The sequence below is a fragment of the Streptomyces sp. L2 genome, from assembly GCF_004124325.1.
Classification (GTDB): domain Bacteria; phylum Actinomycetota; class Actinomycetes; order Streptomycetales; family Streptomycetaceae; genus Streptomyces.
This window is the reverse complement of record NZ_QBDT01000001.1, coordinates 5312478-5337776: the sequence shown is the minus strand read 5'-3', so window position 1 is coordinate 5337776 and position 25299 is coordinate 5312478. Positions and strand designations below refer to the sequence as shown.

21 protein-coding genes and 2 pseudogenes are annotated in these 25299 nt (G+C 73.5%); 7 read left to right on the top strand and 16 right to left on the bottom strand.

Annotated features, from left to right (window positions below):
* Positions 1-72: 72 nt before the first annotated feature.
* From DBP14_RS23840 to DBP14_RS23820, 5 genes are all read right to left on the bottom strand, one after another.
* The gene (locus tag DBP14_RS23840) at positions 73-1224 is read right to left on the bottom strand and encodes a serine hydrolase domain-containing protein (RefSeq protein WP_206739334.1); all 1152 of its coding nucleotides are present in this window, start codon (positions 1222-1224) and stop codon (positions 73-75) included.
* A 94-nt stretch (positions 1225-1318) separates the two neighbouring features.
* Entirely contained in the window at positions 1319-3112 is a 1794-nt protein-coding gene (locus tag DBP14_RS23835) for a TIGR03767 family metallophosphoesterase (protein WP_129309171.1), read from the bottom strand.
* A gap of 176 nt (positions 3113-3288) precedes the next feature.
* On the bottom strand, positions 3289-3756 hold the full coding sequence (locus tag DBP14_RS23830) for an NUDIX hydrolase (RefSeq protein WP_206739333.1): 468 nt from the start codon (positions 3754-3756) through the stop codon (positions 3289-3291).
* A gap of 10 nt (positions 3757-3766) precedes the next feature.
* A complete protein-coding gene (locus tag DBP14_RS23825) occupies positions 3767-4654 on the bottom strand; it encodes a pyridoxamine 5'-phosphate oxidase family protein (protein ID WP_129309170.1) in 888 nt (295 codons plus the stop codon).
* A 2-nt stretch (positions 4655-4656) separates the two neighbouring features.
* A complete protein-coding gene (locus DBP14_RS23820; protein ID WP_129309169.1) occupies positions 4657-5112 on the bottom strand; it encodes a VOC family protein in 456 nt (151 codons plus the stop codon).
* Positions 5113-5240: 128 nt separating this feature from the next.
* Here DBP14_RS23820 and DBP14_RS23815 point away from each other — a divergent pair, with 128 nt between their 5' ends.
* Complete coding sequence (locus tag DBP14_RS23815; RefSeq protein WP_129309168.1) at positions 5241-5783, top strand: CGNR zinc finger domain-containing protein; 543 nt, start codon at positions 5241-5243, stop codon at positions 5781-5783.
* A 21-nt stretch (positions 5784-5804) separates the two neighbouring features.
* Here DBP14_RS23815 and DBP14_RS23810 read toward each other — a convergent pair whose 3' ends face one another.
* Together DBP14_RS23810 and DBP14_RS23805 are read right to left on the bottom strand one after the other, a co-directional pair.
* Entirely contained in the window at positions 5805-6845 is a 1041-nt protein-coding gene (locus DBP14_RS23810; RefSeq protein WP_129309167.1) for a hypothetical protein, read from the bottom strand.
* 1 nt (position 6846) lies between these two features.
* Complete coding sequence (locus DBP14_RS23805; protein ID WP_129312056.1) at positions 6847-7323, bottom strand: sigma-70 family RNA polymerase sigma factor; 477 nt, start codon at positions 7321-7323, stop codon at positions 6847-6849.
* A 416-nt stretch (positions 7324-7739) separates the two neighbouring features.
* On the opposite strand from DBP14_RS23805, the gene DBP14_RS23800 reads away from it, so the two are divergent.
* Positions 7740-8762, top strand: coding sequence for an aspartate-semialdehyde dehydrogenase (locus DBP14_RS23800; protein WP_129309166.1), 1023 nt, complete (start codon positions 7740-7742; stop codon positions 8760-8762).
* A 146-nt stretch (positions 8763-8908) separates the two neighbouring features.
* Here the strand turns inward: DBP14_RS23800 and pepN are convergent, their stop codons facing one another.
* Both pepN and DBP14_RS23785 read right to left on the bottom strand, forming a co-directional pair.
* Positions 8909-11482 carry an aminopeptidase N gene (gene pepN, locus DBP14_RS23795; RefSeq protein WP_129309165.1) on the bottom strand — a complete coding sequence of 858 codons (2574 nt, stop codon included), beginning with the start codon at positions 11480-11482 and terminating at the stop codon, positions 8909-8911.
* A 421-nt stretch (positions 11483-11903) separates the two neighbouring features.
* Positions 11904-12341, bottom strand: a pseudogene (locus tag DBP14_RS23785) (DMT family transporter); the annotation flags it as partial.
* On the opposite strand from DBP14_RS23785, the pseudogene DBP14_RS36980 reads away from it, so the two are divergent.
* Positions 12339-12554 (top strand): annotated as a pseudogene (locus DBP14_RS36980) (MarR family transcriptional regulator); the annotation flags it as partial. The pseudogenes DBP14_RS23785 and DBP14_RS36980 overlap by 3 nt on opposite strands.
* A gap of 11 nt (positions 12555-12565) precedes the next feature.
* Here DBP14_RS36980 and DBP14_RS23780 read toward each other — a convergent pair.
* A complete protein-coding gene (locus tag DBP14_RS23780) occupies positions 12566-14077 on the bottom strand; it encodes an FAD-dependent monooxygenase (protein WP_129309163.1) in 1512 nt (503 codons plus the stop codon).
* Positions 14078-14347: 270 nt separating this feature from the next.
* Between DBP14_RS23780 and DBP14_RS23775 the strand changes: the two genes are divergently transcribed.
* Positions 14348-14932, top strand: coding sequence for a TetR family transcriptional regulator (locus tag DBP14_RS23775; protein ID WP_129309162.1), 585 nt, complete (start codon positions 14348-14350; stop codon positions 14930-14932).
* Positions 14933-15043: 111 nt separating this feature from the next.
* Here the strand turns inward: DBP14_RS23775 and DBP14_RS23770 are convergent, their stop codons facing one another.
* The 3 genes from DBP14_RS23770 to DBP14_RS23760 all read right to left on the bottom strand — a co-directional run bounded on the left by DBP14_RS23770 (position 15044) and on the right by DBP14_RS23760 (position 17785).
* The gene (locus DBP14_RS23770) at positions 15044-15325 is read right to left on the bottom strand and encodes a hypothetical protein (protein ID WP_129309161.1); all 282 of its coding nucleotides are present in this window, start codon (positions 15323-15325) and stop codon (positions 15044-15046) included.
* A gap of 105 nt (positions 15326-15430) precedes the next feature.
* Complete coding sequence (malQ, locus tag DBP14_RS23765; RefSeq protein WP_129309160.1) at positions 15431-17539, bottom strand: 4-alpha-glucanotransferase; 2109 nt, start codon at positions 17537-17539, stop codon at positions 15431-15433.
* The gene (locus DBP14_RS23760) at positions 17540-17785 is read right to left on the bottom strand and encodes a hypothetical protein (RefSeq protein WP_129309159.1); all 246 of its coding nucleotides are present in this window, start codon (positions 17783-17785) and stop codon (positions 17540-17542) included.
* 248 nt (positions 17786-18033) lie between these two features.
* Between DBP14_RS23760 and DBP14_RS23755 the strand changes: the two genes are divergently transcribed.
* Complete coding sequence (locus DBP14_RS23755; protein ID WP_129309158.1) at positions 18034-18600, top strand: RNA polymerase sigma factor; 567 nt, start codon at positions 18034-18036, stop codon at positions 18598-18600.
* 243 nt (positions 18601-18843) lie between these two features.
* Positions 18844-19587 (top strand): ATP-binding cassette domain-containing protein, encoded by a 744-nt coding sequence (locus DBP14_RS36975; protein WP_241741018.1) that lies wholly within the window; start codon positions 18844-18846, stop codon positions 19585-19587.
* Here the strand turns inward: DBP14_RS36975 and DBP14_RS23740 are convergent.
* The 3 genes from DBP14_RS23740 to DBP14_RS23730 form a co-directional block, all read right to left on the bottom strand.
* Positions 19544-20782 carry a serine hydrolase domain-containing protein gene (locus tag DBP14_RS23740; protein ID WP_129309157.1) on the bottom strand — a complete coding sequence of 413 codons (1239 nt, stop codon included), beginning with the start codon at positions 20780-20782 and terminating at the stop codon, positions 19544-19546. The genes DBP14_RS36975 and DBP14_RS23740 overlap by 44 nt on opposite strands.
* Before the next feature lie 191 nt (positions 20783-20973).
* Positions 20974-22167: a DUF4185 domain-containing protein gene (locus tag DBP14_RS23735; RefSeq protein WP_129309156.1), complete on the bottom strand. Its 1194-nt coding sequence runs from the start codon at positions 22165-22167 to the stop codon at positions 20974-20976.
* An 89-nt stretch (positions 22168-22256) separates the two neighbouring features.
* Complete coding sequence (locus DBP14_RS23730; RefSeq protein ID WP_129309155.1) at positions 22257-22484, bottom strand: hypothetical protein; 228 nt, start codon at positions 22482-22484, stop codon at positions 22257-22259.
* 138 nt (positions 22485-22622) lie between these two features.
* Here DBP14_RS23730 and DBP14_RS23725 point away from each other — a divergent pair, with 138 nt between their 5' ends.
* Complete coding sequence (locus DBP14_RS23725) at positions 22623-25205, top strand: helix-turn-helix domain-containing protein (protein ID WP_129309154.1); 2583 nt, start codon at positions 22623-22625, stop codon at positions 25203-25205.
* Positions 25206-25299 lie beyond the last annotated feature (94 nt).

The window sequence follows — 25299 nt, the reverse complement described above, 5'->3', positions numbered from 1 at the left end:
CGGTGTGACAGTGACCCTAGCGCAGATTTGAACGCGTTCAAAACGAGCCCGGGGAAGGCGCCGGGAGGAGGCTCACCCGCCGCAGTACTCCGCCTCGCTCACCGCGTCCAGGTCGCCCGTCCAGTCGCCGTTGAAGTTCAGGGCCAGGGAGTGACGGCCGTCGGCGGTAGTCATCGCGGTGGAGACGGAGCCCTGGATGCCGCCGTTGTGGCCCCAGACGTGGACCCCGCAGGACAGCCTGGTGTCCGTGAGGGCGAGGCCGTAGCGGATGTTCGGGACGCCGTCGATCTTCACGGTGGTCTTCATCTCCTTCAGCTGCTTCGCGGGGAGCAGCCGGCCGCGCAGGAGAGCGCTGTAGAAGCGGTCGAGGTCGGCGGAGTCGGAGATCATCTCGCCCGCCGAGTAGGCGAAGGAGGGGTTGAGGGTGGTCACGTCGTACGTCGGTCCGTCCGCCGACGGGCCGAGCTTGGAGTAGCCGCGGCTGCTCGGGTGGGGGACGGTGACCCGGGTGCCGGGGACGGAGGTGGCGCGCAGGTGCAGGGGGCGGATGATCCGGCGGGTGATCTCGGTGCCGTACGAGTGCCCCGTCACCTTCTTGATGATCATGGCGGCCAGGATGTAGTTGGTGTTGGAGTACTCCCACTTCGCGCCCGGCGCGAAGACCGGCGCGTGCCGCATGGCGATCGCCACCAGGTGCTGCGGGGTGACGTCGTCGTAGCGGTGCTCGAAGAAGCCGTCCTTCTGGAAGTAGTCGGCGTCGAAGCCGGGGTCGACGGTGTAGTCGTAGATACCGCTGGTGTGGTTCAGCAGCCGGCGGAGGGTGATGCGGCGGCCGTCGTTGCCGTGGCCGTCGACCACCCCGGGCAGCCATTTCTCCACGGTGTCGTCCAGGGAGAGCCGGCCCTCGGCCTCCAGCTGGAGCATCACGGTCGAGACGAAGGTCTTGGTGATGCTGCCGACCCGGTAGCGGTCGGCGGTGGAGCGCGGCCGGTGCGTGCGCAGGTCACCGACACCGGCCGTGGCGGACCAAGTGCCGCGGGCGTCCCGCACGGTGGCCGTCACGCCGGGAATCCCGGCGGTGACCTGCGCCTCGATCGCCTTACGGGTACCGGAGTGGCCGCCCTCGGCGACGGTTCCGGCCCGGCCGGCGGCGACGGCGGGGCCGGCGAGGGCCGCCGTGAGGAGCAGGGCGGTGGTGCCCACCAGTGTCGTGCGTGCGCGCATGTCGTTCCCCAGAGTCAGCTGTACGGTGCGGTCGCGGGGAGGGACCCGCCCGGCCGGCCGGGGGTTGCGCCGGTGTAGGCCGGTTGAGTGAGTATCAGCCCTTCTTCAGCACGAGTTCGGTGTTCCGGTCCGCCGGCCGGCCCGCGAGCGTCCGGTTGGCGCCGGGCGCGTTCCAGGCGAGTTCACGGTAGAGGGCGGCCAGGCCGGTCTGCGAGAGGTCGGTGTGGTCCGCGCGGTGCGGGGCGGCGGACTCGATCAGGGTGGTGTGGAGCGAGAGGGTGCCGTCCTCGTTGTCCACCAGTTCCACGACGCGGGCGAGCTGCGGGTGGTCGACGTGGGAGGCGGTGGAGATCTCCCAGAAGGAGCGGCCGCCGGCCGTCCGGTGCGGGGTGACGACATTGCGGTGGATGTGGCCGTTCACCCAGGCCAGCACCCTGCCGTGGGTGGCGAGGGCCGAGACCACCTCGGCGCCGCCGTGCCGCCGCTCTCCCGGACGGGCCGGGTCGGGGCGGGTGTTGGTCATCGAGGTGCTGGTGTGGTGGCTGAAGACGATCGCGTAGGAGTCCTTGTTCCCGTCCAGGGTCCGCCGCAGCCAGCGCAGCTGGGCGGTTCCGACGGAGCCCTCGTAGTGGCCGCCCGGGTCGGTGGTGTCGAGGCTGACGCCGATGACGTCGCCGGCGATCCGGAAGGCGTAGTACTGGGTGCCCGCGTCCAGGTTCGCCGGGGAGTAGCCGTGCCCGGCCGGTCCGTGCCCCTGGTGGGCGGGGTCGAGGTGGGCCTTGAGGTAGTCGTCCCGGGTGTACGGGGCGCGCCGCTCGTCCGGGGTGACCGCGCGCAGGGAGCGGGTGTGGGCCTTGAGGAACTCGCGGTAGGCGACGCCCCTCGGGTCGGTGGCGTTCTTGATGGCGTCCTGGAGCTTCCTGGCCTCGGAGGCGGTGACGTCCATCAGCTTCTTTCCGCCGATGGCCGCCTCGGTGAGGTAGGGGTCCCCGTGTGAGCCGTAGCAGCCCAGCGGGAGGCTGTCGTGGTTGCCGACCGTGGAGTACCAGGGCAGGGCGAGGCCGGGGCTGCGCACCTCGCGCACCGCGGCGGCCAGGAATCCCGTCAGGTGCGGGAAGCCGAGCGCCTTGTCGTGGTCGCGGCGGGTGGAGCCGGGCTGCCAGTAGAGGGGGAGCCCGCTGTTCTGCACGCCCTCGTAGTGCCGGGGGTCCCCGGAGTCCGGGGTGATCCGGCCGCCGCTCATCACCTTCATGAACCAGTCGAGTTCGGTGCGGGCGTTGTTGTCGGTGTTGTCGCCGGTGGTCATGACGAAACGGAGCGGGGTGCCGGTGACCGGGGCGCCGCGCAGCGCGTTGACCCGCTCCACGAGGGCGACCGCGCCGGGCACGGTCAGCGCCTCCTGCGGGCGCCAGGCGTGCGGGTCGGCCGCGCGCAGGAACTCCGCGCGCAACGGGTGCTGCACGTCCGTCAGGTGCAGGTCGGTGAACTGGACGAACGCGGCGAGGGCCGTACGGCGGTCCGCGCGGCCGGACCGGGGGTGCGCCAGGTCGGTGCGCACGACCCGGGGCCAGCCGGGTCCGTCGCCGAGGCGGCGGTAGCCGGAGCCGCCCCTGGGAGTGGCGACCGACTCCAGGGTGGTGCCCCGGGTCGAGGGGCCGGTCCTCCGGGCGGCCGTACCGGCGTGCGCCGCGCGGTCTGCGGGAGCGGGCCCGGCACCGGCCCCCGAGGGTGCTTCGGCGTGGGCGGCGGTCTGTGCGGCGGTCCGGCCGTGAGCCGGGCGGAGTGCGTAGCCGGCGCCCGCGGTCAGCGAGACCGCGCCGGCGGCGGCGAGGACGGTACGGCGGCGGGCCCCCTGGGCGGAGGCGGCGGCAGAGCGTGTGCGCGGCATGGCGCGATCTCCCCGGGTGCGAACGCGTCGGCAGTGGTCGCGGGGCCACCGCTGGCGCGAACGCCCCGCTCGCTCTGGATGGTCGGCACCGGGGATGACCCGTGCGTGAACGCGGCGGCAACGGGTGACGCCCATCGCCGTACGGAAGCGGGGCTCCGGGTGCTCGTCTCGGGGTTCTAGGGCACCGGCCGTTCCGTGGTCGCGCGGCCCGAGGGCGGGCGTTCGCGCCACAGGCGGAGTGCGGTGTCGACGAGGTGGATGCGGGCCAGGCCGGGTACGGCGTCCAGGTCGTGCCAGGCGGCGAAGTCGGTGGAGCCGTTGACCTCGTGGCGGAGGTCGCCGCCGGTGATCTCGCCGGTGTAGACGATCCGCACGCCGTGGTGGTCGACGCTGCGGCGGCCGAGGCGGCCCCGGATCGGGACGTGGTGGGAGTCGATGCCGAGGAGGCCGGTCACCTCGATGCGGTAGCCGGTCTCCTCGGTGACTTCGCGGCGCACGGTGTCGTACGGGTCCTCGCCGTGCTCCATGCCGCCGCCGGGGAGCACCCACTCGGGGGTGCCGTCGGGGGCCGGTGAGCGGGCGAGGAGGATCTGACCGTCGCGGACACACACGGCGTAGGCCGCCACCCTCAACTTCCGTCGCATTACAGGGACGTTAGCGCGCGATGTCGGGATTGGCCGGTGAATACTCCGGTGCCGTCCAGCGCAGGGGCAGGGCGGCGGGCCGGTGCACGGCCTCGGTCAGGGTGAAGCGGACGGTCCGTTCGCCGTCGTCGTCGAACTCCGTGCGCGCCTCGCCGCTGAGGTGCAGGGTGGTGCCCTTCGTCCAGTCCAGGAAGAGCAGTCCCGCACGCGGGTCGGTGCTCAGGTTGCCCAGGGTGAGGAACATGGCGTTGCCGGGGTAGTCCCGCCAGGTCAGGTCCACGGGTGAAGTGGCCCGCACGAAGCCGGGGTTGCCGCCCCGGTGGCTGACGTCGGCGCCGGTGCCGCGGACGGTGGCGAGGAAGAAGGTGTCGGCCGAGGCGATGAACGCCCGCTGTTCCGCGTCGAGTTGCCGCAATCGCCGTACCGATCCCGGCCTGCGCTCGGCGGCCCACTCGTAACTCTCCCTGCGCTGGATGTGTTTCGGGCAGTTGGAGAACACCTGCTCCGCCGTGACCGCGAAGCCCCGCGCCGTGGGCCGCAGTCGGCCGTTGAGGCGCATACGGCGCCGGGTGCGGGGGTCGACGGCGATGGTGCCGACGGGGGTGTCCGGGGTGGTGAGGGCCGTGGCGAGGGGGTCGCCCGGGGCCGGCTCCCGGAGGACGGACATCTGCCGGGGCCCGGTGGCCCGGACGAAGCCGGGGGAGCCCGCGAGGGGCGAGGCCCACACCCTGCCGGTGGCGGGGTCGGCGGCGCCGACGACCAGCAGGGGCTGGAGTTCGAGGAACGCGGCGGCGACCGGTTTGATGCCCTGGCCGAGCGAACGGCCCACGTGCTCAGCGCGCTCCCGGACCCCGACCCGTTCCTGCACGGCCAGCGAGCCGGCGTGATACACCCCCATGGCTAGAAGAACCCGCAGGTCGGGGCGGTGGCGTGCGGGGCGGGGGTGCCTTCCGCGCCGTCGGGGACGGAGATTTCCAGGCGGGTGCCGTCCGGGTCGTGGAAGAAGATCCCGCCGGAGGCGGAGCCCTCCCGGTGGGCGACGACGCCCTCGTGGGCGAAGCGCACCCCGGCGGCGCGCAGCGCCGTCTCGTAGGCGCGGACCCGCTCCACCGAGTCGGCGGTGAAGGCCAGGTGGTGCAGTCCGGCGCGGTCGCCGTCGTACGACTCCTGCGCCTGCTGCCAGAGCGTGAGGACGGGCTCGTCACTGTCGCCGTCGCCGTCGCCGAGGAACGCGTGGCGGCGGCCGTCCTCCTTGCCCTCGGCGAGCAGGGTGAAGCCCAGGACGTCCCGGTAGAAGGCGAGCGAACGGTCCAGGTCGGTGACGTTCAGGCCGGTGTGGCCGGTGCGCAAGCTCATGTCTCTCCCCTTCGGCATGTCTAACCGTCGTAGATGAGGTTAGACAGTTAGATGCGAGGGCGTCAACCGGTGACTTACCCTTGAGTGGTTAGCCGGGGGTTGTCCGAGAATCCGAGAAGGAGTGTCTGATGCCTGTCGTCCGCGACCCGCGCCCGCTCACGGGAGAGCCCCTCGCGCTCGACCTGCTCAACACGCGCTGGAACAGGGAGGGCGTCGTCCAGGACCTGCTCACCGACACCGACGGGCTGGCGGTGTGGCTGGCGGGCAACGGGCTCGACGCGTCCCACCCCGCCGATCCGGCCGTGCTGCGCCATGTGCGCGAGGCGCGCGAGGCGCTCCGGGCGGTGGTGGACGGGCCGGTCGCGGAGGGGGCCCCGCTGGTCGACGCCGTGCTGGCGCACGGGCGGGTCCGGGTACGGCTGACCGGCGAAGGCCCCGCCGAGGAGCCCGAGTTCACCGACCCGGCCTGGGGGCCGGCCTGGCTGGCCGCCCGCAACTACCTGGACCTGCTGGCCCAGGCGCCGGACCGGATCCGCCGGTGCGCCCACGAGAGCTGTGTCCTGCACTTCTTCGACACGTCCCGCAACGGCATCCGCCGCTGGTGCTCGATGGCCGCGTGCGGCAACCGCGCCAAGGCGTCCCGCCACTACGCCCGCTCGAAGGAGGGCTGAGGGGGGTGCGTGGCCGGTGTGTCAGGACGGGCAGTCGGCCTGCCCGGACGCCCGTTCGGGACCGGACAGCGCGTCGCTGATCCAGGCCCGGTCGGCGGCGACCCTGCTGTCCCCCACCGCCCACACGTTCGCGTGGTCGGTGCCCCGGGGGACGGACACCAGCACGTGCTGCCCCCGGCGCGGCGCGGGGTCCGCCCCGGCGTCGAGGAGGAAGGAGACCTCGGCCGGCCCGTCGGCGGGCCGGTACCGGTGTCCGACGCGCACCGAGACCCGGTCCGCCCCGTCCGCTCCCGGCTCCACCCGGACCACGCTGCCCTCGACGACCAGCCGGGCGCAGGCGAGGTCGACGCCCTTGCCGTCCGGCGCCGCTCCGTCGCCGTTCGCACCGCCCCGCGCGCCCGAGTCGCTCTTGGCGTCGGCCCCGTCGGCCGGTCCCCCGCCGCCCTGCGCGGCGAGCCACCCCAGCCCGGCGAGCAGGCCCAGGGCAGCGGCCCCGGCAACCGATCCGAGGGCGACACGCAGGACACGCCGGGCCCCGGAGGGCCGACCGGGCCGCGACGGCGCCGCCGGCCGACGCCTGCTGTCCCGGCCCCGCCTCGGGGACTTCACCCCCGGCACGCCCCGGCCGGCCTCCGCCCTCACGGACCCCGCCTCCGGCACGGACTGCGTCTCCGGCACGGGCCCCGTCTCCGCCACCGCCGCCCGCTCGGCGGCCGACCCGGCCGCGCCCCGGATTCCGCCGCCCCCCGGCATCGCGCCGCGCGGACCGCGATCCCGCGGGTCCCCCGCCCGCGCCCCGCGCTCCCTCGGCACCTCGTCCCGCGCCCCGCCGACCTGCGGCTCCCCCCTCAGGGTCTCCCCCGTCAAAGCCTCCGCGATCCACGTGAGGTGCTCGCGCAGCACCGCGAGGTCGGTCTCGGCGGCGTGGTGGGCGGAGCGGAAGGTCTCGTCGGGGTGGGCGTCCACTGCCTCGGGCAGGGGATCGCCGGTGATCGCGGCCATCAGGGCGTCGTCCGGGCCGTCGTACTCGCGCGGCTCCACGCCCCCGTCTCGGACGGCCATCTCACACCACCTCGTCCTCGTGCAGCCGGTCGCGCAGCGCCCGGACCGCCGTGTGCAGCCGGCTCTTGACCGTGCCCTCGGGGACGCCGAGTTCCTCGGCGATCGAGCGCACCGGCAGGTCGGCGAAGAAGCGCAGGACCAGCACCTGCCGCTGGGCGTCGGGGAGTTCGTCCAGCCCCTGGGCCACGGCGAGGGACAGCACGCTGGTCTCCTCCCCGGAGGGGTGCGCGGGCTCCCGCAGCGAGGCCAGCCGCTCCCCCAGGCTTTCCTGGCGCCGCTTGGCCCGGTGCCAGTCCATGGCGAGGTTGGAGGCGACCACCGCCGCCCACGCCGACACGTCCCGCGGCGCCTCCCGCCCGCTCGCGGCCCGCTCCAGCAGCCGCAGCCGGACCTGCTGCACCCCGTCCGGCAGGTCCGCCTGCGGCACGCCCCCGAGCGCGAGCACCGCCCGCACCCGGCGTTCCTGTGCCGCGTCCAGCGGATCCCCGCCGGCCCGGTCCGCACCGGCGTCGTACGCCTGAGCACCACGGCGCGCCCCTCCGCGCAGCACACGCCACCCCCTCCCGCGTCCGCCCCTACGACGCGCGAACACGCGGGAACGTTCGGCCCGGCGTCCAGAACCCGGAGAGGCGTACGTCACACCGTCGTGTGACCCGGGCGCGGCGGGGCAGGGGCGGGCACAGCACAGCTTCCGGCGGGAGGCCGCCGCCGAGGGAACATCTGCAGCTCAGCACGGTGTACGACGGAGTTCCGGAACCGTACGCCGCAGGAGCGTGTCCCACTTTGCGGGCAGACGCGGCAAAGGATTGGACAGGTGGACCGGGGTCGGCCGCATCATGGAAAAGCCCCGGTCATGCGAAGGCACGCAGCACGAGAGATACAGAGGGAGACGCCGTGAGGGTCGGAATCGTCGGAGCCACCGGTCAGGTCGGCACGGTCATGCGCAGGATCCTGGCGGAGCGGAACTTCCCCGTCAGCGAGCTGCGCCTGTTCGCCTCGGCCCGCTCGGCGGGGACGATCCTGGACGGCGTGACGGTGGAGGACGCCTCGACGGCCGACTACACCGGCCTGGACATCGTCCTGTTCTCCGCGGGCGGCGCGACCTCCCGTGCGCTGGCCGAGAAGGTGGCCTCGCAGGGCGCCGTCGTGATCGACAACTCCTCGGCGTGGCGCCGGGACCCCGAGGTGCCCCTCGTCGTCTCCGAGGTGAACCCGCACGCGATCGCCGACCGCCCCAAGGGCATCATCGCCAACCCGAACTGCACCACGATGGCCGCGATGCCGGCCCTGAAGGTGCTGCACGAGGAGGCGGGCCTCGAAGCGCTGATCGTCGCCACGTACCAGGCGGTGTCCGGCTCGGGCCTCGCGGGCGTGGCGGAGCTGCACGGGCAGGTGCAGAAGGTCGCCGCCGACGCGGACAAGCTGACCCACGACGGGGCTGCGGTGGACTTCCCCGAGCCGGGGGTCTACAAGCGCACGATCGCCTTCAACGTGCTGCCGCTGGCGGGCTCGATCGTCGACGACGGTCTGAACGAGACCGACGAGGAGCAGAAGCTGCGCCACGAGTCCCGCAAGATCCTGGAGATCCCGGGTCTGAAGGTCTCCGGCACCTGTGTGCGCGTCCCCGTGTTCTCCGGTCACTCCCTCCAGGTCAACGCCCGTTTCGCGCGCCCGATCTCCCCGGAGCGCGCCACGGAGCTGCTCGCGGCGGCCCCCGGTGTGGCCCTCTCCGACATCCCGACCCCGCTGCAGGCGGCCGGCCAGGACCCGGCGTACGTCGGCCGGATCCGCCGTGACGAGACGGCGGACAACGGCCTGGCGCTGTTCATCTCCAACGACAACCTCCGCAAGGGCGCCGCCCTGAACGCGGTACAGGTCGCGGAGCTGGTGGCGGCGGAGCTGTCCTCGAAGAAGTGACCCCGGCCCGGTCCGGCAGGGCCCGGCACGGTCGAAGGGGCGGTCACGTGTTCACGTGACCGCCCCTTCGCGTGTCCGGTGCGGGGGCCGGCGCATGGCCGGGCCCCCTGGAACCAGAGGGGGACCTACTGTCCCACCGGTGGGACCTACTCGGCCGCCGCGTCCACCGCCTGGGCCCTCAGCGCACGCTCGACGCCCGCGCGGGACTCCGAGACCAGCCGGCGCAGCGCCGCGCCCGGCTCAGCCGCGGCCAGCCACGTGTCGGTCCTGGCCAGGGTCTCCTGGGTGACCTGGACCGACGGGTAGAGGCCGACGGCGATCTGCTGGGCGATCTCGTGCGAGCGGGAGTCCCAGACCTCCTTCAGCACCTCGAAGTAGGTGTCCGCGTACGGCGCGAGCAGCTCGCGCTGGTCGGTCTGGACGAAGCCCCCGATGACCGCCTCCTGCACGGCGTTCGGCAGCTTGTCGGACTCCACGACCGAGGCCCACGCCTCCGCCTTGGCCTCGGCCGTCGGCCGGGCAGCACGGGCGGTCGCGGCGTGCCGCTCGCCGGCGGCGGTCTTGTCGCGCTCGTACTCGCCGGCGATCTCCGCCTCGTCGAACCGGCCGACCGCGGCGAGCCGCTGCACGAACGCCCAGCGCAGCTCGGTGTCGACGACCAGGCCCTCGACGGTCTGGGTGCCCTCCAGCAGGGCGTCCAGCAGGTCCAGCTGCTCCGGGGTGCGCGCGGTCGCCGCGAACGCCCGCGCCCAGGCCAGCTGGTGGTCGCTGCCCGGTGCTGCGGCCCGCAGGTGGGCCAGCGTGGCGTCGGTCCAGCGGGTGAGCAGGGCCTCGCGGGCGGCGGGGTCGGCGTACAGGTCGACGGCCAGCTTGACCTGCCGGTGCAGCGACTGCACGACGCCGATGTCGGACTCCTTGCCGACGCCGGACAGCACCAGCGACAGGTAGTCGCGGGTGGCCAGCTCGCCGTCGCGGGTCATGTCCCAGGCGGAGGCCCAGCACAGGGCGCGGGGCAGCGAGGACTCGAAGTCGCCGAGGTGCTCGGTGACCACCGCGAGGGACTGCTCGTCCAGGCGGACCTTGGCGTACGACAGGTCGTCGTCGTTGAGCAGGATCACCGCGGGACGGCGCTTGCCGGCCAGCTGCGGTACGGCCGTCAGCTCGCCGTCGACGTCCAGCTCGATCCGCTGGGTGCGCACCAGCTTGCCGGACGCCTCGTCGAGGTCGTAGAGGCCGACGGCGATGCGGTGCGGGCGCAGGATCGGCTCGCCCTTGGCGCCGGCGGGCAGGGCCGGGGCCTCCTGGCGGACGGCGAAGGTGGTGATGGTGCCGTCGGCGCCGGTGACGATCTCCGGGCGGAGGATGTTGATGCCGGCGGTCTCCAGCCACTTCTTCGACCAGGTCTTCAGGTCGCGGCCGGAGGTCTCCTCCAGGGCGCCCAGCAGGTCGGACAGGCGCGTGTTGCCGTACGCGTGCCGCTTGAAGTAGGCCTGCACGCCCTGGAAGAACTCGTCCTCGCCGACGTACGCCACGAGCTGCTTGAGCACGCTGGCGCCCTTGGCGTAGGTGATGCCGTCGAAGTTGACCAGCACGTCGTCCAGGTCGCGGATCTCGGCCATGATCGGGTGCGTGGACGGCAGCTGGTCCTGGCGGTAGGCCCAGGTCTTCATCTGGTTGGCGAACGTGGTCCACGAGTGCGGCCACTTCGAGCCGGGCGCGGCGGCCTGGCAGGCGACCTCGGCGTACGTGGCGAACGACTCGTTCAGCCACAGGTCGTTCCACCACTCCATGGTGACCAGGTCGCCGAACCACATGTGGGCCAGCTCGTGCAGCACGGTGGCCGCCCGCACCTCGTACGCCGCGTCGGTCACCTTGGACCGGAAGACGTACTGGTCGCGGATGGTGACCGCGCCCGCGTTCTCCATGGCGCCCGCGTTGAACTCGGGCACGAACAGCTGGTCGTACTTCTTGAACGGGTACGCGTAGTCGAACTTCTCCTGGAACCAGTCGAAGCCCTGCCGGGTGACGGCGAAGAGCGCGTCCGCGTCCAGGAACTCGGCGAGCGAGGGCCGGCAGTAGATGCCGAGCGGCACGCTCTGCCCGTCCTTCTCGTACACGCTGTGCACGCTGTGGTACGGGCCGACGATCAGCGCGGTGACGTACGTCGACATGCGCGGCGTCGGCTCGAACGCCCACACGTTGTCCGTGGGCTCGGGCGTCGGCGAGTTCGAGATCACCGTCCAGCCCTCGGGGGCCGTCACGGTGAACTGGAAGGTGGCCTTCAGGTCGGGCTGCTCGAAGGAGGCGAAGACGCGGCGGGCGTCCGGCACCTCGAACTGGGTGTAGAGGTACGCCTGCTCGTCGACCGGGTCGACGAAGCGGTGCAGGCCCTCGCCGGTGTTCGTGTAGGCGCAGTCGGCGACGACCCGCAGCACGTTGCGGCCCGGCAGCAGGCCCGCCAGGGCGATCCGGGAGTCCTGGAAGACCTCGGCGGGGTCGAGTGCGTCCCCGTTGAGGGTGACCTCGTGGACGGCGGGCGCCACCAGGTCGATGAAGCTGTCGCCGCCGGTTTCGGCGACGTCGAAGCGCACCGTGGTCACGGACCGGTAGGTGCCGCCGTCCTGCGCCCCGGAGAGGTCGAGTTCGGTCTCGTACGAGTCAACGGTGAGCAGCTGCGCCCGCTGCTGAGCCTCTTCGCGAGTCAGGTTTGTGCCAGGCACGCGGTCATCTCCTCGTTATGTGTCGGTTGCGCCATCCTTCCATGCGACCCGAGGAGACGATGCCCGGGTGCGGTGGCCCCTCCGCACTGACCAGGCACGGGGCACCGGCACCCGGCACGGACCACCGGTCAGGTGCCGTTGGCGTTGCTGTCCCCGGTGGTCTCCTTCTTGTCCAGCGGGCGGATCACGATCTTCGTCGGCATGTCAACTCCCGTTCCGCGCAGTGGTGTCGGGCCTCTCCATGGGAACCTCGGGGGCAGACCGTGTCAAGGGAGACGGGTGGTCCCGGAGTGCCCGGCCGGCCCGGAGTGCACGGTGTCACGGCTGCCGCCGGTCGACCGCCGTCCGCAGGGCGTGCAGGACGGTGCCGACCGCCGCGCCCGATTCAGCTCCTCTGCGTACGGCCGCCAGCACGTGCCGTACCGGCCGGCCTGCGGCGTTGCAGCGCGCTGTATCCGGCGAAGCAGCAGGTGGCCGCGAGCATCCACAGGCCACCGGCGCCGAAGCCCACCCCGGCTCCGCCGCTTCCCGCGCTTCCTCCGCTTCCTCCGCAGACCAGCAGTGCCACGCCCGCGCCGGCGGCCAGCAGCCCGGCGGTGCGGCGTGCGCCGAGCCGTGCGCCGCCCAGCCGCTCGAACACCGCCATGAGGACCGGCGACGCGGCCATGACCACGCCCATGGTGGCGGCCGGTGTGGTCAGCGCGGCCTGGTTCACGAGGGTGTTGCAGAGGGCCACACCGAGGAGCGAGGCGAGCAGCACGTAGCCGGCGTGTCGCCGGATCGGGTGCCGCTGCCGCCAGGCCCGCGGGGCGCCGAAGGGGGCGACGACGACGAGCGCGATCAGCCAGCGCCAGAACGCCTGGAACGGGCGGGTCTGCTGCGCCGCTTCCCCGACCCTCACGACCGCCGCGCCCTCCAGGTGACGCTCACCGAGGAGGGTCTGCGGCTCGTCGACGAGGCGGTCGGCGCGGGTCTCGCCGAGCAGACCGCCGCCCTGGCCTCCCTCGACGCCGAACAGGCCGGCCAGTTGGCCGGCCTGCTGCGGGAGTTGCTGCGCTCGACGGCCGGGTAGCCGCCCCGGTCTCAGGCGGCGGGCCCGAGGTGCCGGGCGAGGGCCGCGTCGACGGAGGAGCGGTCCGCGGAGTCGGCGGCCCAGGCCACGTGCCCGTCGGGGCGCACCAGGACGGTCGTACGGCGGACGGTCGTACGGCGGTCGCTCGCCCAGCGGGCCACGGCCAGTCGGTCCGCGCGCCCGTCCTCGTACGGCTCCGGGGTGATCAGGACGAAGCGGCCGCCGCGCAGCGCCTCGTAGAGGCGGCGGCCGTCGGCGAGGGGCACGTCCGGGACCCGGGTGCCGGTGAGGCGGTGGGCGCCCTTCGGTGCGGCGTACGCGTAGCCGAGGCCGGTGACCTGCGCCGCTACCTTGCGGCGGGCCGGGCCGACGGCGTTCAGGACGGTGGTGAGCGCGGCGCGGGCCGCCAGGGTCCAGGGGCGCTTGGCCATGGCGAGCCGGACGATCCCGCCGCTGCTGCGCAGCACCGCCTTGCCGACGGGGTGGCGTTCGGCCTGGTAGCTGTCGAGCAGTTCCGGGTCCGCGTGGCCGGTGACGACGGCGGCCAGCTTCCAGCTCAGGTTGGCCGCGTCCTGGAGGCCGGTGTTCATGCCCTGGCCGCCGGCCGGGGTGTGCACGTGGGCGGCGTCCCCGGCGAGGAAGACCCGGCCGACCCGGTAGGCGGGCGCCTGCCGCTCGTCGCTGTGGAAGCGGGACATCCAGCGTGCGTCGTGCATCCCGAAGTCCCGGCCGAGCGCGAGCCGGGTGATCTCCTTGACCTCCGCCAGGTCCAGCGGCTCGTGGTCGGGCACGTTGCGGCCGCGGTGCCAGCCGATCACCCGGTAGTAGCCGTCCCCGAAGGGCGCGAGGAACGCGAAGGCGTCACCCACCGCGTTGACGGTGAGGAGGGTGGGGGGCTTCTCGGCGAGCTTGACGTCGGCGAGGACGACGGACCGGATGACCGACTTGCCGGGGAACGGCTGCCCGACGGCCTCCCGCACCGCGCTGCGCATCCCGTCGGCACCGACGACGTACGCCGCCCGCAGCTCCTCGGTACGGCCTTCCGGCCCGCAGACCTCGACCGTCACCCCGTCCGCGTCCTGGGTCAGTCCGGTCAGCTCGGTCTCGTACCGGAAGTCGACCCCGGCCTCGACCGCGCGCCGCAGCAAGACTTTCTCGACCTCGTACTGCGGGAGGACGAGGAGGTGGTTGAAGCGGGAAGGGAGGGCCGCGAGGTCCACGGTGAGCCGGCCGAAGAGCCGGAGCTGCTGGAGCGGTTGGCCGATGGCCTCCAGGTCGTCGGCGAGGCCGCGGGCGTCGAGCTGTTCGAGGGTGCGGGCGTGCAGGACGAAGGCGCGGGAGAGGTTGCTGATCTTGCGGGGGCGCTTTTCCAGGAGGGTGACCGGGACACCGGCGGCGGCGAGGTCACCGGCGAGGAGGAGGCCGGTAGGGCCGGAGCCGGTGACGATGACGCGGGGGGTGGTTGCGGGGGCGGGGGTGTTGCCGGTGCCGGTGGTGCTGTGGTGTCCAGTGGTGCCGGTCATGAGGGCCTCCTGGGGCGCCAACACTTGTGGGCCAACGTTTGTTGGTCAACGCTTGTTGGCAACGGTAGGACCGGGGCGGGGGTGATGTCAACACCTGTTGGCACACAGTCGTTGGCCCACACGCGTTGGCAAGCGTCCGATGGCAAGCGCCCATTGACGCACGCCCGCATATCCACACCCGCTGGCAAGCGCCCGCTGCCCCACACCCACTTATCCACACCCGTTGGCACACACTTGTTGACCCACACCTGTTGGCCTACGCTCGTTGGCATGACCGGCACCGGCACCACGAAGACCTCCCCGCCCCGCCGCAGCGACGCGACCCGTACCGCGATCCTCGCCGCCGCCCGCGAGCGCTTCGCCTCCGACGGGTACGAGCGGGCCACCATCCGCGCCATCGCCAAGGACGCGCGCATCGACCCGTCCATGGTGATGCGCTACTACGGCAGCAAGGAGGGCCTCTTCGCGGCGGCCGTGCGGCTCGACCTGCGGATGCCGGACCTGGGCGCCGTACCCCGCGACGAGTTCGGCCGGGCGCTGGTGACGCACTTCCTCGGCATGTGGGAGGAGAACGAGGAGCTGACGGCCGTCCTGCGGGTCGGGGTCACCAATCAGGCCGGGGCCGAGCGGATGCAGCAGATCTTCCGGGACCAGTTGCTGCCCGTGGCCCGGCAGGCGTGCCCCGACCCCGAGCAGGTCCCGGTGCGGGCCGCTCTGTGTGCGGCGCAGCTCCTCGGGCTCGCGCTCACCCGGTACGTGCTGCGGCTGCCGCCGACCGTGGCGCTGCATCCGCAGGAGATCGTGGCGTGGGTGGGACCGACCGTGCAGCGGTATCTGACCGCGCCGAGTCCCTGAGCCGCGCGAGGGAAAAACGCCGAGGGCGCCGGTCTCGTCCGGCCCCTACGGCGGCGTGCGCGCGTACGGACCGGAGGACGGGCGCCCTCGGCGGCGGAGACGGGGGTGGGCTCAGGCCTTGGCCTGGGCGTCGCCCTTGACGTTGATGTTGGACGAGGTCGTGTCCGCCTTGCGGTGGGACTTGTCCAGCACCATGACCAGGCCGGCGATCACCACGAACAGGCCCAGCGGGATCAGCACGTAGAGGCCCACGGTCTGGATGGCGCTCAGACCCGGGCCGGGGTCGTCACCGTCGTCGCGGGTCAGCGCGAGGGCAGGGGACGACATGAGCAGCATCATCAGCGTCGTACCGGCGGCCAGGGCGCCGGCGCGCAGGGCGTTCTTCTTGTCCACGGTCCCCAAGTTAGCGAACGCCCGGAACGGCCGCGCGCCCGGGGTGGCGTAGCGGGGCCGTGACCGGGTCGGCGGCCGACGGCGTGGCACGTGCCAGGCACCGGTTCACGCACCCCCCGCACCCCCCGCGGCCCGTCGGCAGACCTCCAGCAGGGCCCGCAGGCGTGGCGATGCCGTGAGGTCCTCCAGCGGTACCGGGCGGCCGTCGGCGTCGGCGACCGGCAGCCGCCAGTTGGGGTACTGGTCCCAGGTGCCCGGCAGGTTCTGCGGGCGGCGGTCGCCGACGCCGTCGGGGAGCCAGACGCCGATCATGCGGGCCGGGGTGCGCAGCAGGAAGCGGTGGACGCCCTGGATCTCGGCCTCCTCGTCGGAGCCGGGCGGTCCGGCGGCCGGGCTGTCGAGCAGGCCGAGGCTGCCCAGCAGGGCGAGCCATTCGGCGGTGTCGGCGGCGGCCTCGGCGCGTTCCTCGGCGGCCGCGCGGGTGAGCAGGCCGAGGCTGTCGCGCAGGTCGACGTGTTCGCCGGTGAGCCGGGCGGCGGTGGGCGGCAGGTCGTGGGTGGTGGCGGTGGCCAGGCAGTCGGCGCGCCAGCGTTCGGGGGGCAGGGGGCGGCCGTCGCCGGCCCAGTCGCGTTCGAACCAGAGGACGGAGGTGCCGAGCACGCCGCGCCGCTGGAGGGTCTCGCGCACGCCCGGTTCGACGGTGCCCAGGTCCTCGCCGATCACCACGGCCCCGGCGCGGGAGGCCTCCAGGGCGAGGAGGGCGAGCATGGCGTCGGCGTCGTAGCGGACGTAGGTGCCCTCGGTGGGGGCGCTGCCCTGGGGGACCCACCAGAGACGGAACAGGCCCATGACGTGGTCGATGCGCAGGGCGCCGGCGTAGCGGAAGAGGGCGCGCAGGAGGTGGCGGTAGGGGGCGTGGCCGGAGGCGGCGAGCCGGTCGGGGCGCCAGGGCGGCAGGCCCCAGTCCTGGCCGCGGGCGTTGAAGGCGTCGGGCGGGGCGCCGACCGACATGCCGGCGGCGAAGTGGTCCTGCTGGGCCCAGGCGTCGGCGCCGGCCGGGTGCACGCCGACGGCCAGGTCGTGCACGATCCCGACGGCCATCCCCGCCTCCTTCGCCGCGCGCTGGGCGGCGCGGAGCTGGCCGTCGGTGAGCCAGGCGAGGCGGGAGTGGAAGGCGACGCGGTCGGCGAGGGTGTCGCGGGCGCGGGCGGTGTCGGCGGAGCGGGGGTCGCGCAGGCCGCCGGGCCAGCGGTGCCAGTCGGAGCCGTGGGTCTCGGCGAGGGCGCACCAGGTGGCGTGGTCCTCCAGGGCCTGGCCGTGGGCGGTGCGGAAGTCGTCGTAGGCGGCCTGGCGGCCCGGTCCGAGCGGCACCCGGAGCACCAGTTCCAGTGCCTCGCCCTTCACCTCCCACACCGCGTCGCGGTCGATGAGGGCGCCCTTGTCGAGGACGTCGGCGCGCAGCCGCTCGGCCCGCTCCAGCAGCGTGCCGAGCCGGGCGCGGTCCTCGGCGTACGCGTACTCGGGGATCTCCTCGACGCGCAGGTGCACGGGGTCGGGGAAGCGGCGGGACGACGGCCGGTACGGGGAGGGGTCGGTGGGCTCCCCCGGTACGGCCGCGTGCAGCGGGTTGACCTGTACGAAGCCGGCGCCGGCGGTGCGTCCGGCCCAGGCGGCGAGCTCCGCGAGGTCGGCGAGGTCGCCCATGCCCCAGGAGCGGCGGGAGAGCAGGGAGTACAGCTGGACGAGGAGGCCGCACGACCGTCCGGCGGGGGCCGGCAGCCGGTCGGGGGCGACGACGAGGTGGGCGTGACCGGTCCGCCCGTCGGGCGCGGTGGCACTCACCCGGTGGACGCCCTCCGGCAGCGCCTCGGGGAGGTCTCCGGGGCCCTCCCACACCTCGCCGTCCTCGGTCTCCACGCGCAGGCGGGTGCCGGCGGGCAGGGCCGTCGGCGGGACCGCCGCGGCGCCGGTCCAGCGGACGATCGTCGGCGGCAGGAGCCGTTCGCGCAGCTCGCGCTCCCGTTCGGCGAGTGCGGTGCGTACGGCGCCCGGGGTGGCCGCTTCGACGCCGAGGGCGGCCAGGGCGGCGACCACGGCGGAGGCGGACACGGTGACCGTGCGGTCCGGGGAGGGGCTGTAGGAGGTGGCGACGCCGTGCAGGGCGGCGAGCCGGCAGAGATCCCCGTCGAGGGCGTCGCAGAGGGCTTCGGCCATCTACAGCGCCGGGCCGTAGAAGTCCGGGACGGGGTCGGACTCGCTGGTCAGCGGGGTGGCTTCGGCGAGCGGCGGCTCGCTGGTCAGGGGCTCGGCGGCGGGTAGCGGCGGCTCGCTGGTGAGCGGGGCCTCGGCGTAGGCGCTCTCCGCGCTGAAGACGCACACTCCCGGTGCCTCGATGAAGGCGGACGGCTCCGCCACGGGTTTGGAGGGGGCGGGGATCGGGAGGCGGGTCGACACGGCCACGGTGGCTCCTTGTGGGTAGGTCATCGCGTGCTGCGGTTTCCGGTGGTCGGATTCCGGTGGATACGGCAGGCCTACCCCGTCTCGGCGAGGGCACTCTCACTCGGTCGGGCGGCACCTGCCCGGGATCGCACGCCGTGGGGTGGCCGGGTGTGATCCAGATGGGGCCGGACGGTCGATAGACCGGTTGTAAGACTGTTCCGCCCCGTGGGGGCCACCGGGAGACGGACGACGCGGGCGGGGACGCGGCGCTGCTGCGGGCCGTGGCCGGCGGGGACCCGGCCGCGATGGCCGCCCTGTACGACCGGCACGCCGGCTGGCTGCACGCGCGGCTGAGCCGGCGGTGCGCCGATCGGGAGGTCGTCCGGGAAATACTGCAGGACACGTTCGTCACGGTGTGGCGTTCGGCGTCCGGGCACCGCGGGGAGGAGGCCGGCGGCTGGCTGTGGACCATCGCGGCCCGGCGGCTGGTGGACGCGCTGCGGGCGCAGGAGCGGGCCGCGCGGGTGCCGCTGGCCCCGATGGACGCGGTGACGGCGGCGGACCTCGGCCACGAGGCCGGTGCCGCGCCGTCCGCCGAGGACCGGGTGCTGGCCGGTCTGGAGTACGGCGATGTCGGCACCGCGCTGGACCGGATCTCCCCCGAGCTGCGCGAGGTGCTGCGGGCGACCGTCGTCGACGGGCTGAGCACCCGGGAGGCGGCCCGGCTGCTCGGCATCCCCGAGGGCACGGTCAAGTCCCGCGCCCGGCGCGCGCGTGCCGAACCGCGTTCCGTTCTCGCCCAGTTGACCCCGGCCCCGCTGGGAGGCACCGCATGACCGACGACAACGCGCGCATCTGGCACGCGTCGGAGAGGACGGCCGCCCGGTACGCCGACGGCACACTGCCGGAACCGGACGCGTGGTCCCTGGAGAAACACCTTGAGACCCCGTCCTTGACGCCTCCACCGCCCGTGACGCACCCGTCCTTGACGCCCCCGGCGCCCGTGCCACCCCCGTCCTTGACGACCGCTGCCCTTGACGACCGCTGACCCTGACGGCACGTCCGTTTCTGGAGAAACCGTGAGTTCCATACGGGTGACCGGGCTCTGTGTCCGGCACCGCAAGACCCTCGCCCTCGACTCCGTCGACCTGGATCTCGGCACCGGTGTGCACGGGCTGCTGGGGACGAACGGGGCCGGCAAGACCTCGCTGATCCGGGTGCTGGCCACGGTGGCCCGGCCGTCCGGCGGCCGGGTGGAGATCCTCGGGCAGGACAGCGCCGAGCACGGCGGCCGGACCGGGATCCGGCGCCGGCTCGGCTACCTCCCGCAGGAGTTCGGCTACTACCCCGGCTTCACGGTACGGGAGTTCGTGGCGTACGTGGCCTGGCTGAAGGAGCTGCCGGCCGCGCGTGCCCCGGAGGCCGTCGAGCGGGCGGTGGCCCGGGTCGGCCTCGGGGACCGGATCGACGCGAAGGTGAAGACGCTGTCGGGCGGCATGGTCCGCCGGGTCGGTACTGCTCGGCGCCCGTCTGAGCTGGCTGCCCGCGTTCGGGTACGTGAGCGCCGTGTACCTGGGCTCCTCGGGGGCGCACGGGCGCGGGGTCACCGTGTGGGCGTGGCCGATGCAGCCGGGGTCCCAACCGGGTGCCTGGGCGGTGGCGTCGGCGGCGTTCGTCGTGGGGGTCGCGCTGTACGTCGGATGCGGGGCGCGTGCCGAAGGGCCCCGTGGATGACGGGGCCCCTCGGGAGGCTGGTGCTCAGCGGGAGACGGGTGCTGCTCAGCGGGAGGCGACGGCGCCGTCGTAGACGTTGTCCGGGGTGATGATGCCGGTGATCGCGCGGGCGAGGAGGGTGGAGGGTTCCTGGCCCTGGCTGGTGGAGTCCGTGTTGATCATGATGACCATGGTGGCCTTCTGGGAGGGCAGGTACATGGTCACGGTCTCGTAGCCCGGGATGGAGCCGTTGTGCCCGATCCAGCCGTTGGTCTTGAAGATGCCGAGGCCGTAGCTGGTGCCGGGGAAGCCGGTCGGAAGGGTCTTGAGGCGCTGCGCCTGGGTCCGGGGGGTGAGGAGTTCGCCGGTGGCGACGATCTTCGCCCAGCGGTGCAGGTCGCGCAGGTTGGAAATCATCGCGCCGGCCGCCCAGGCCCAGCTGGGGTTCCAGTCGGTGGCGTCGGCGACCGCGCCGGTCAGCGTCTGGTCGGTGTAGCCCCGCGGATGCGGCTCGGGGAACTCGGGGCCGTGCGGGAACAGTGTGTGGTTCAGGCGGGCCGGCCGGAGCACGCGGGTGTGGATGACCTCGGCGAGCTGCTGGCCAGTGACCTTCTCGATCGCCAGGCCGAGCAGGATCAGGTTGGTGTTGGAGTACTGGAACTGCGCGCCCGGCGCGAAGGTGTTCTCGTGCTTGAAGGCGTAGGCGAGCAGTTCCTTGGGGGTGAAATAGCGCTCCGGGTCGCTCAGCAGGTCGTGGACGAAGTCCGGGTCGGCGCTGTACGGGAACAGTCCGCTGCGCATCTCGGCGAGCTGGCGCAGCGTGATGTGACGGCCGTTCGGCACACCGCGCACATAGCGGGAGATCGGGTCGTCCAGCCCGATCCGGTGCTGGTCGACGAGTTCGAGCAGCGCGGTGACCGTGAACGTCTTCGTCTCGCTGCCGATCCGGACGTAGGGGCGGGTGGTCATCGGCCTTCCGGTGGCGGTGTCGGCGACTCCGGTCGCGCGGACGTAGCAGCCCTTGCCGGGCAGCCACAGTCCGACGACGACACCGGGGATGGCCGCCTGCTTGCGGACCTCCGCGATCGTCTTGTCCAGCCGTCCGCTCACGGCGGGGCTGAGCCTGCCGGTACGGCAGTCGTCCGGGTTGCCCCGGACCGCGCTCGCGGGCGCCGCGGCGCGGGCGGCGGTCAGGTGGACGGCGGTCGCGTGGGCCAGCGTGGCGGGGGCCGCCGCCGTGGGGATCACGAGGGACGCCACGAAAGCGGTCGCGGCGAGCAGCCTGCGGGGAGGGGTACGTCGCATGTCGGGCGCCTCTTCCAGTCACGGGTCAGGGACTCGGACGGCCACATCACCACCGGCGACTCGCCATAAAAGCTCTCTTCTGATAAGCGAACCGGCGAGTCCACTCATTCGGAGCCACAGACCCGGCAGGGCCCGCCCCTCGTACCGAACCGCCCGGGGGTCCGGCGCGCCCGGTGGGCGCGCCGGCGCCGTCAGGCCGTGATGCCGTCGAACTGCAGGACGCGGTAGGCGCCTTGGGCCGTCCACTGGGAGACGATCAGGGTCAGGGAGTTCGGGCCGGCGCTGCCGGGGTGGATGTAGCCGCCGTACAGGTTCTCCACCTGGGGGCGGCCCCAGTGGGTGGGCGGCCAGGCGTTGCTGCCGACGATCTGCGGGGTCGGCGCCGACCACACGGCGTCGGGGCGGGCGGCACTGCGGGTGCTGATCGCGCCGTCGGTGACGTCGAAGCAGCTCATGCAGTAGCGGTCGCCGATCCGCTTGACGGAGAACTCGCCGATGTTGTTGCCGGGCCCGAACAGCGAGGCGGGCGGGGTGCCGTCGGTCGCCCAGTACCAGCCGCCGTTGTAGGCCCAGTTCTGCTGGGCGCCGAAGTTGCCGGCGCGGAAGTCGCCGGGGTTGATCCGGAACAGCTGGATCGCCCCCTGGTCGGCGGTGTTCTTGTGGGTGCCGTTCCAGCGCTTCGAGAAGATGTACAGCCAGCCGTCCGGGTCGATGCCGGCGAAGGACCACATCCCGTACATCGACTGGTTCACGCCCTGGTACTGGCCCGCCCAGTGGTACGGGTAGTCGGTCCAGGTCCGCCCGTGGTCGTCGGAGTAGGCGACGCCCGACATCAGCGAGCCGTCCTCCCCGGCGGGCAGCGGGTCACCGCCGATGCCGTGCACCACGGACGTGTACTGGAGGTAGGTACGGCCGCCGAACTCGATGCAGTCGTTGGGGATGCGGGTGCTCTCGGTGCCGTAGCCGTTGTCGGCGTTGTGCGCGTAGTCGAACAGCTGCGTGGCCCTGCCGTCCGGCATCGCCCACGTGAAGGAGATGGGCGATCCGGAGGGGTCGTAGGACGCCTGGTTGAGCATCACCGGGGAGCCGAGGTAGGTGTTGGCGCTGTCGAACGAGTCGCCGAACACGTAGCCCCAGGTGTTGTCGTGCTCCCGGTAGTACGGGATGGCCAGGTCCCCGCTGCCCAGCCCGACCCGGCTCGCCGAGTCGCCGGGCTGCTGGCACAGGGGCGCGCCGGTCTGGCCCACACCGTTGGTCGCGGCGGCGGGCGTGGCACCGGCCACGCCCGCGCCCACGGCGAGACCGGCGCCCAGGGCGAGACCGGATCCGGAGCGGAGCAGCGACCGGCGTGTGATGCCGCGGGACGGCCGGGGTGAGGTGGACATGGGTCTCCTTCGTGGATTCGGGCGCGGGTGGTGGGGCGGTTCGGTCGTGGGGCGTTCAGCCCTTGGGCGTACGGGCGTTGCGTTCGGTGCTAGCGGTGGCAGGCGGCGGCGATGAGCAGCAGCAGGACGACGACCGCGAGGAGGTGGACGCAGCCGGGGCCGCCGTCCGGGTTCCGGCGCGAGGACTCGACGTGGCCGCCGGGCGGCGTGCCGGGGTGCTTCCCGGCGTAGTGCTCGATCTGCTGCCGTTCACCGTCGGACTCGGGAAGCCAGGCCGTCCTGAAGCCGCATTCGCCGCACCAGTAGCGGTATCGCACCTCGATTCCTCACGTGTCGCGGAGCACTGATCGTGGCGTGTGTCATGTTCTTCGCACAGGTCAGGGGACCGGCCATCGGTGGCCGGTGCCGCCGGTACGCTCACCGAGGTTCTTACTGGCGAGTAGGGAGGCGTCTCGGTGACAGATCAGCTCGGCACGCTGTTACGCCGGCTGCGTGCGCAGGCGGGCCTGACGCAGGAGCAGGTGGCGGAACGGTCCGGGGTCAGCGTCCGCACGATCCGCCGGCTGGAGAGCGGGGGCTCCACCGATCACCGGCTGGGCACGGTGAACTTGCTGGCCGACGCGCTCGACCTCGGCCGGGAGGACCGCGAGCGCCTGGTGGCGCTGCTGGCGCGGTCGCGGGAGGGGGGTGGCGGGGGCGGCGGGGAAGGCGACGGCGGTGACGGAGGCGACAGGGGCGACGGGCTCACTCGTCCGACGCCGCGTGTGGTCGTGGACGTATCCGTGCCGGGGCCGGGGCCGGGGCCGGTGCCGGAATCGGTGACAGCGCCTGTGCCGTTGCCGGTGGGGGCGCCCGACCCGGTGGTGTCCGGCGGATTGGCCGACATGACGCGGGAGTTGGCGACCGAGGTGCGGCGGCGCCTGCGGCGGGAGGAGGCGCAGCGACGCGTCCACGATCCGTTCCCGCTGCCGGTGCGGTGGCGGCCGGCGCCCGCGGGGGTGACGGATCGTTCGGACAACATCCAGCGTCTCGGTCCCGGGGCGGTGCCGCGTGAGGTGGATCTGAGCGGTGACCTGCGGAGCGTGGCGGAGGTGTACCGGCGGATCTCGTCCGGGCGGTTGGTGGTTCTCGGCCGGGCCGGGTCGGGCAAGTCGATCCTGACCATCCGGTTCGTGCTGGACCACCTTGAGGCGTCGGGCGGCCAGGGCCGGGTGCCGGTGGTCTTCGGCCTGGGCTCCTGGGACCCGACGACCACCGCGCTGCGGGACTGGCTGATCGGCCGGCTGCTGCGCGACCACCCCCATCTGGCCCGTCGCGGCCCCCGCGGGGCGACCCTGGCCGCGGCGCTGGTCGACGCCGACCTCGTCCTGCCGGTCCTCGACGGGTTCGACGAGATCGCCGAGGGCCTGCGACAGGAGGCGCTGGAGTCGCTCAACGCGACGTCCCTGCCGCTGGTGCTCACCAGCCGCCCGGACGAGTTCGCCGAGGCCGTCCGCGCGGCACACGCACCCCTGCTGTGGGCGGCCGGCCTAGAACTGACCGATCTCACCCACGAGGACCTCGTCGGCTACCTGCCGAGAACCGCCCGCCCGGTACAGGGGGCCGGCGCGCGCGGGGCGGGTGCTGACGCAGGCGGTGACGCGGGCAGCGCCGATACGACCGTACGGCCGGGGCCCGGGCCGGGCTCGGGGCTGTGGGACCGTCTTCTGGAGGAGCTCGGCGTCCCGGCGGCGCCCGCGGCCGAGCGCCTCGCCGCTGTGCTGACCACCCCGCTGATGGTCGTCCTCGCTCGCACCATGTACAGCGAGGTGCCCGACCGCGACCCCGCCGAACTGCTGGACGCCGCGCGGTTTCCCACGGTGAGGTCCCTGGAGGAGCACCTGCTGGCGGGGTTCGTGCCCGCCAGCTACCGGCGGCACGCACCCGAGCGGGACGCCGCCGGCCACCGGCCCCGGCCGGCCGGCTGGGACGCGGGACGGGCGGAGCGCTGGCTGGGCTACCTGGCCCAGCAGTTGGTCGGGCGCGACCGTGACCGGCAGGACCTCGCCTGGTGGCGGATAGGCGACTCGCTACCGCGCTCGACGCGCGTCCTCGCTGTGGTGGTGGCGACGGCGCTGAGCGTCGCGGTGGCCGACTGGCTCGTCGGTCTCCTCAACACCGGCACCGGGGCCGGTGAGACCTTCCTGCAGGGGTGCCTGATGGGCCCCGTGGCAGGGCTCGCGTTCGGGTCGGCGTACGCCCTGGTGATCTCCGTCCGGGGCGGTACGGCGTTCGAGCCGGCCAGGGTGCGGTTGCGGCAGCCCGGCCTGCGCGGTGGACTCGGCCGCCGCCCGGTCCGTACCTTCGCGGCCCGGTTCCGGGACGGGCTGCTGGGCGGATTCGTCATGGGCGTCGGCTACGCGTGCGCCCTCTCCCTGGAGCGCGCGGTGTTCCGGGGCACGCCGCTCGCCGACGCCGGCACGGTCGAGAGCACGCTGATCAACATGGTGTGCTTCGGGCTGATCTTCGGCTCGGCGGCGGCGCTGGTGTTCGGACTCGTCGCGGCGCTGGAGGCGCCGGTGGACGTGACCGCCGCGGCCACACCGGTGAGCCTGCTGGCCGCGAACCGTGCCACCGTGGCGCGTCAGTTCCTCGTCGTGGCACCGGCGCTCACCGTGGCGATCGCCGGGAGCGGGAGTCTGGTGGTCGCGCTGTTGCAGGGGGTGCTCGGCCCGCTGAACTGGCGTCTGGCCGACGGCCTGCTCATCGGCGCGGTCGGCGGCGTCGGCGGCGGGGTCTCGTACGTGCTCGCGTTCACCGCCTGGGGGCAGTGGGTCGTACTGACGCGGGTCTGGCTGCCGTTGACCGGCCGGCTGCCCTGGGACACGGCCGCGTTCCTGGACGACGCCTACCACCGCGGGGTGCTGCGGCAGACCGGAGCGGTCTACCAGTTCCGCCACGCCCGGCTCCAGCATCACCTCGGCCGCACGTTCCGCGAGCGGCAGCGCCGCTACACGGCGGCCACCTTCCCGTCCGCCGCCGGTCCCGGGACGCCGTAACACGCTGTTCAACAGGCTGTCCTGACAGCCGGTCACATGTGGCCGGTCGCTCGTCCTGTCCGTCCCGGCACCGCGTCGGCAGCATCGCCTCCAC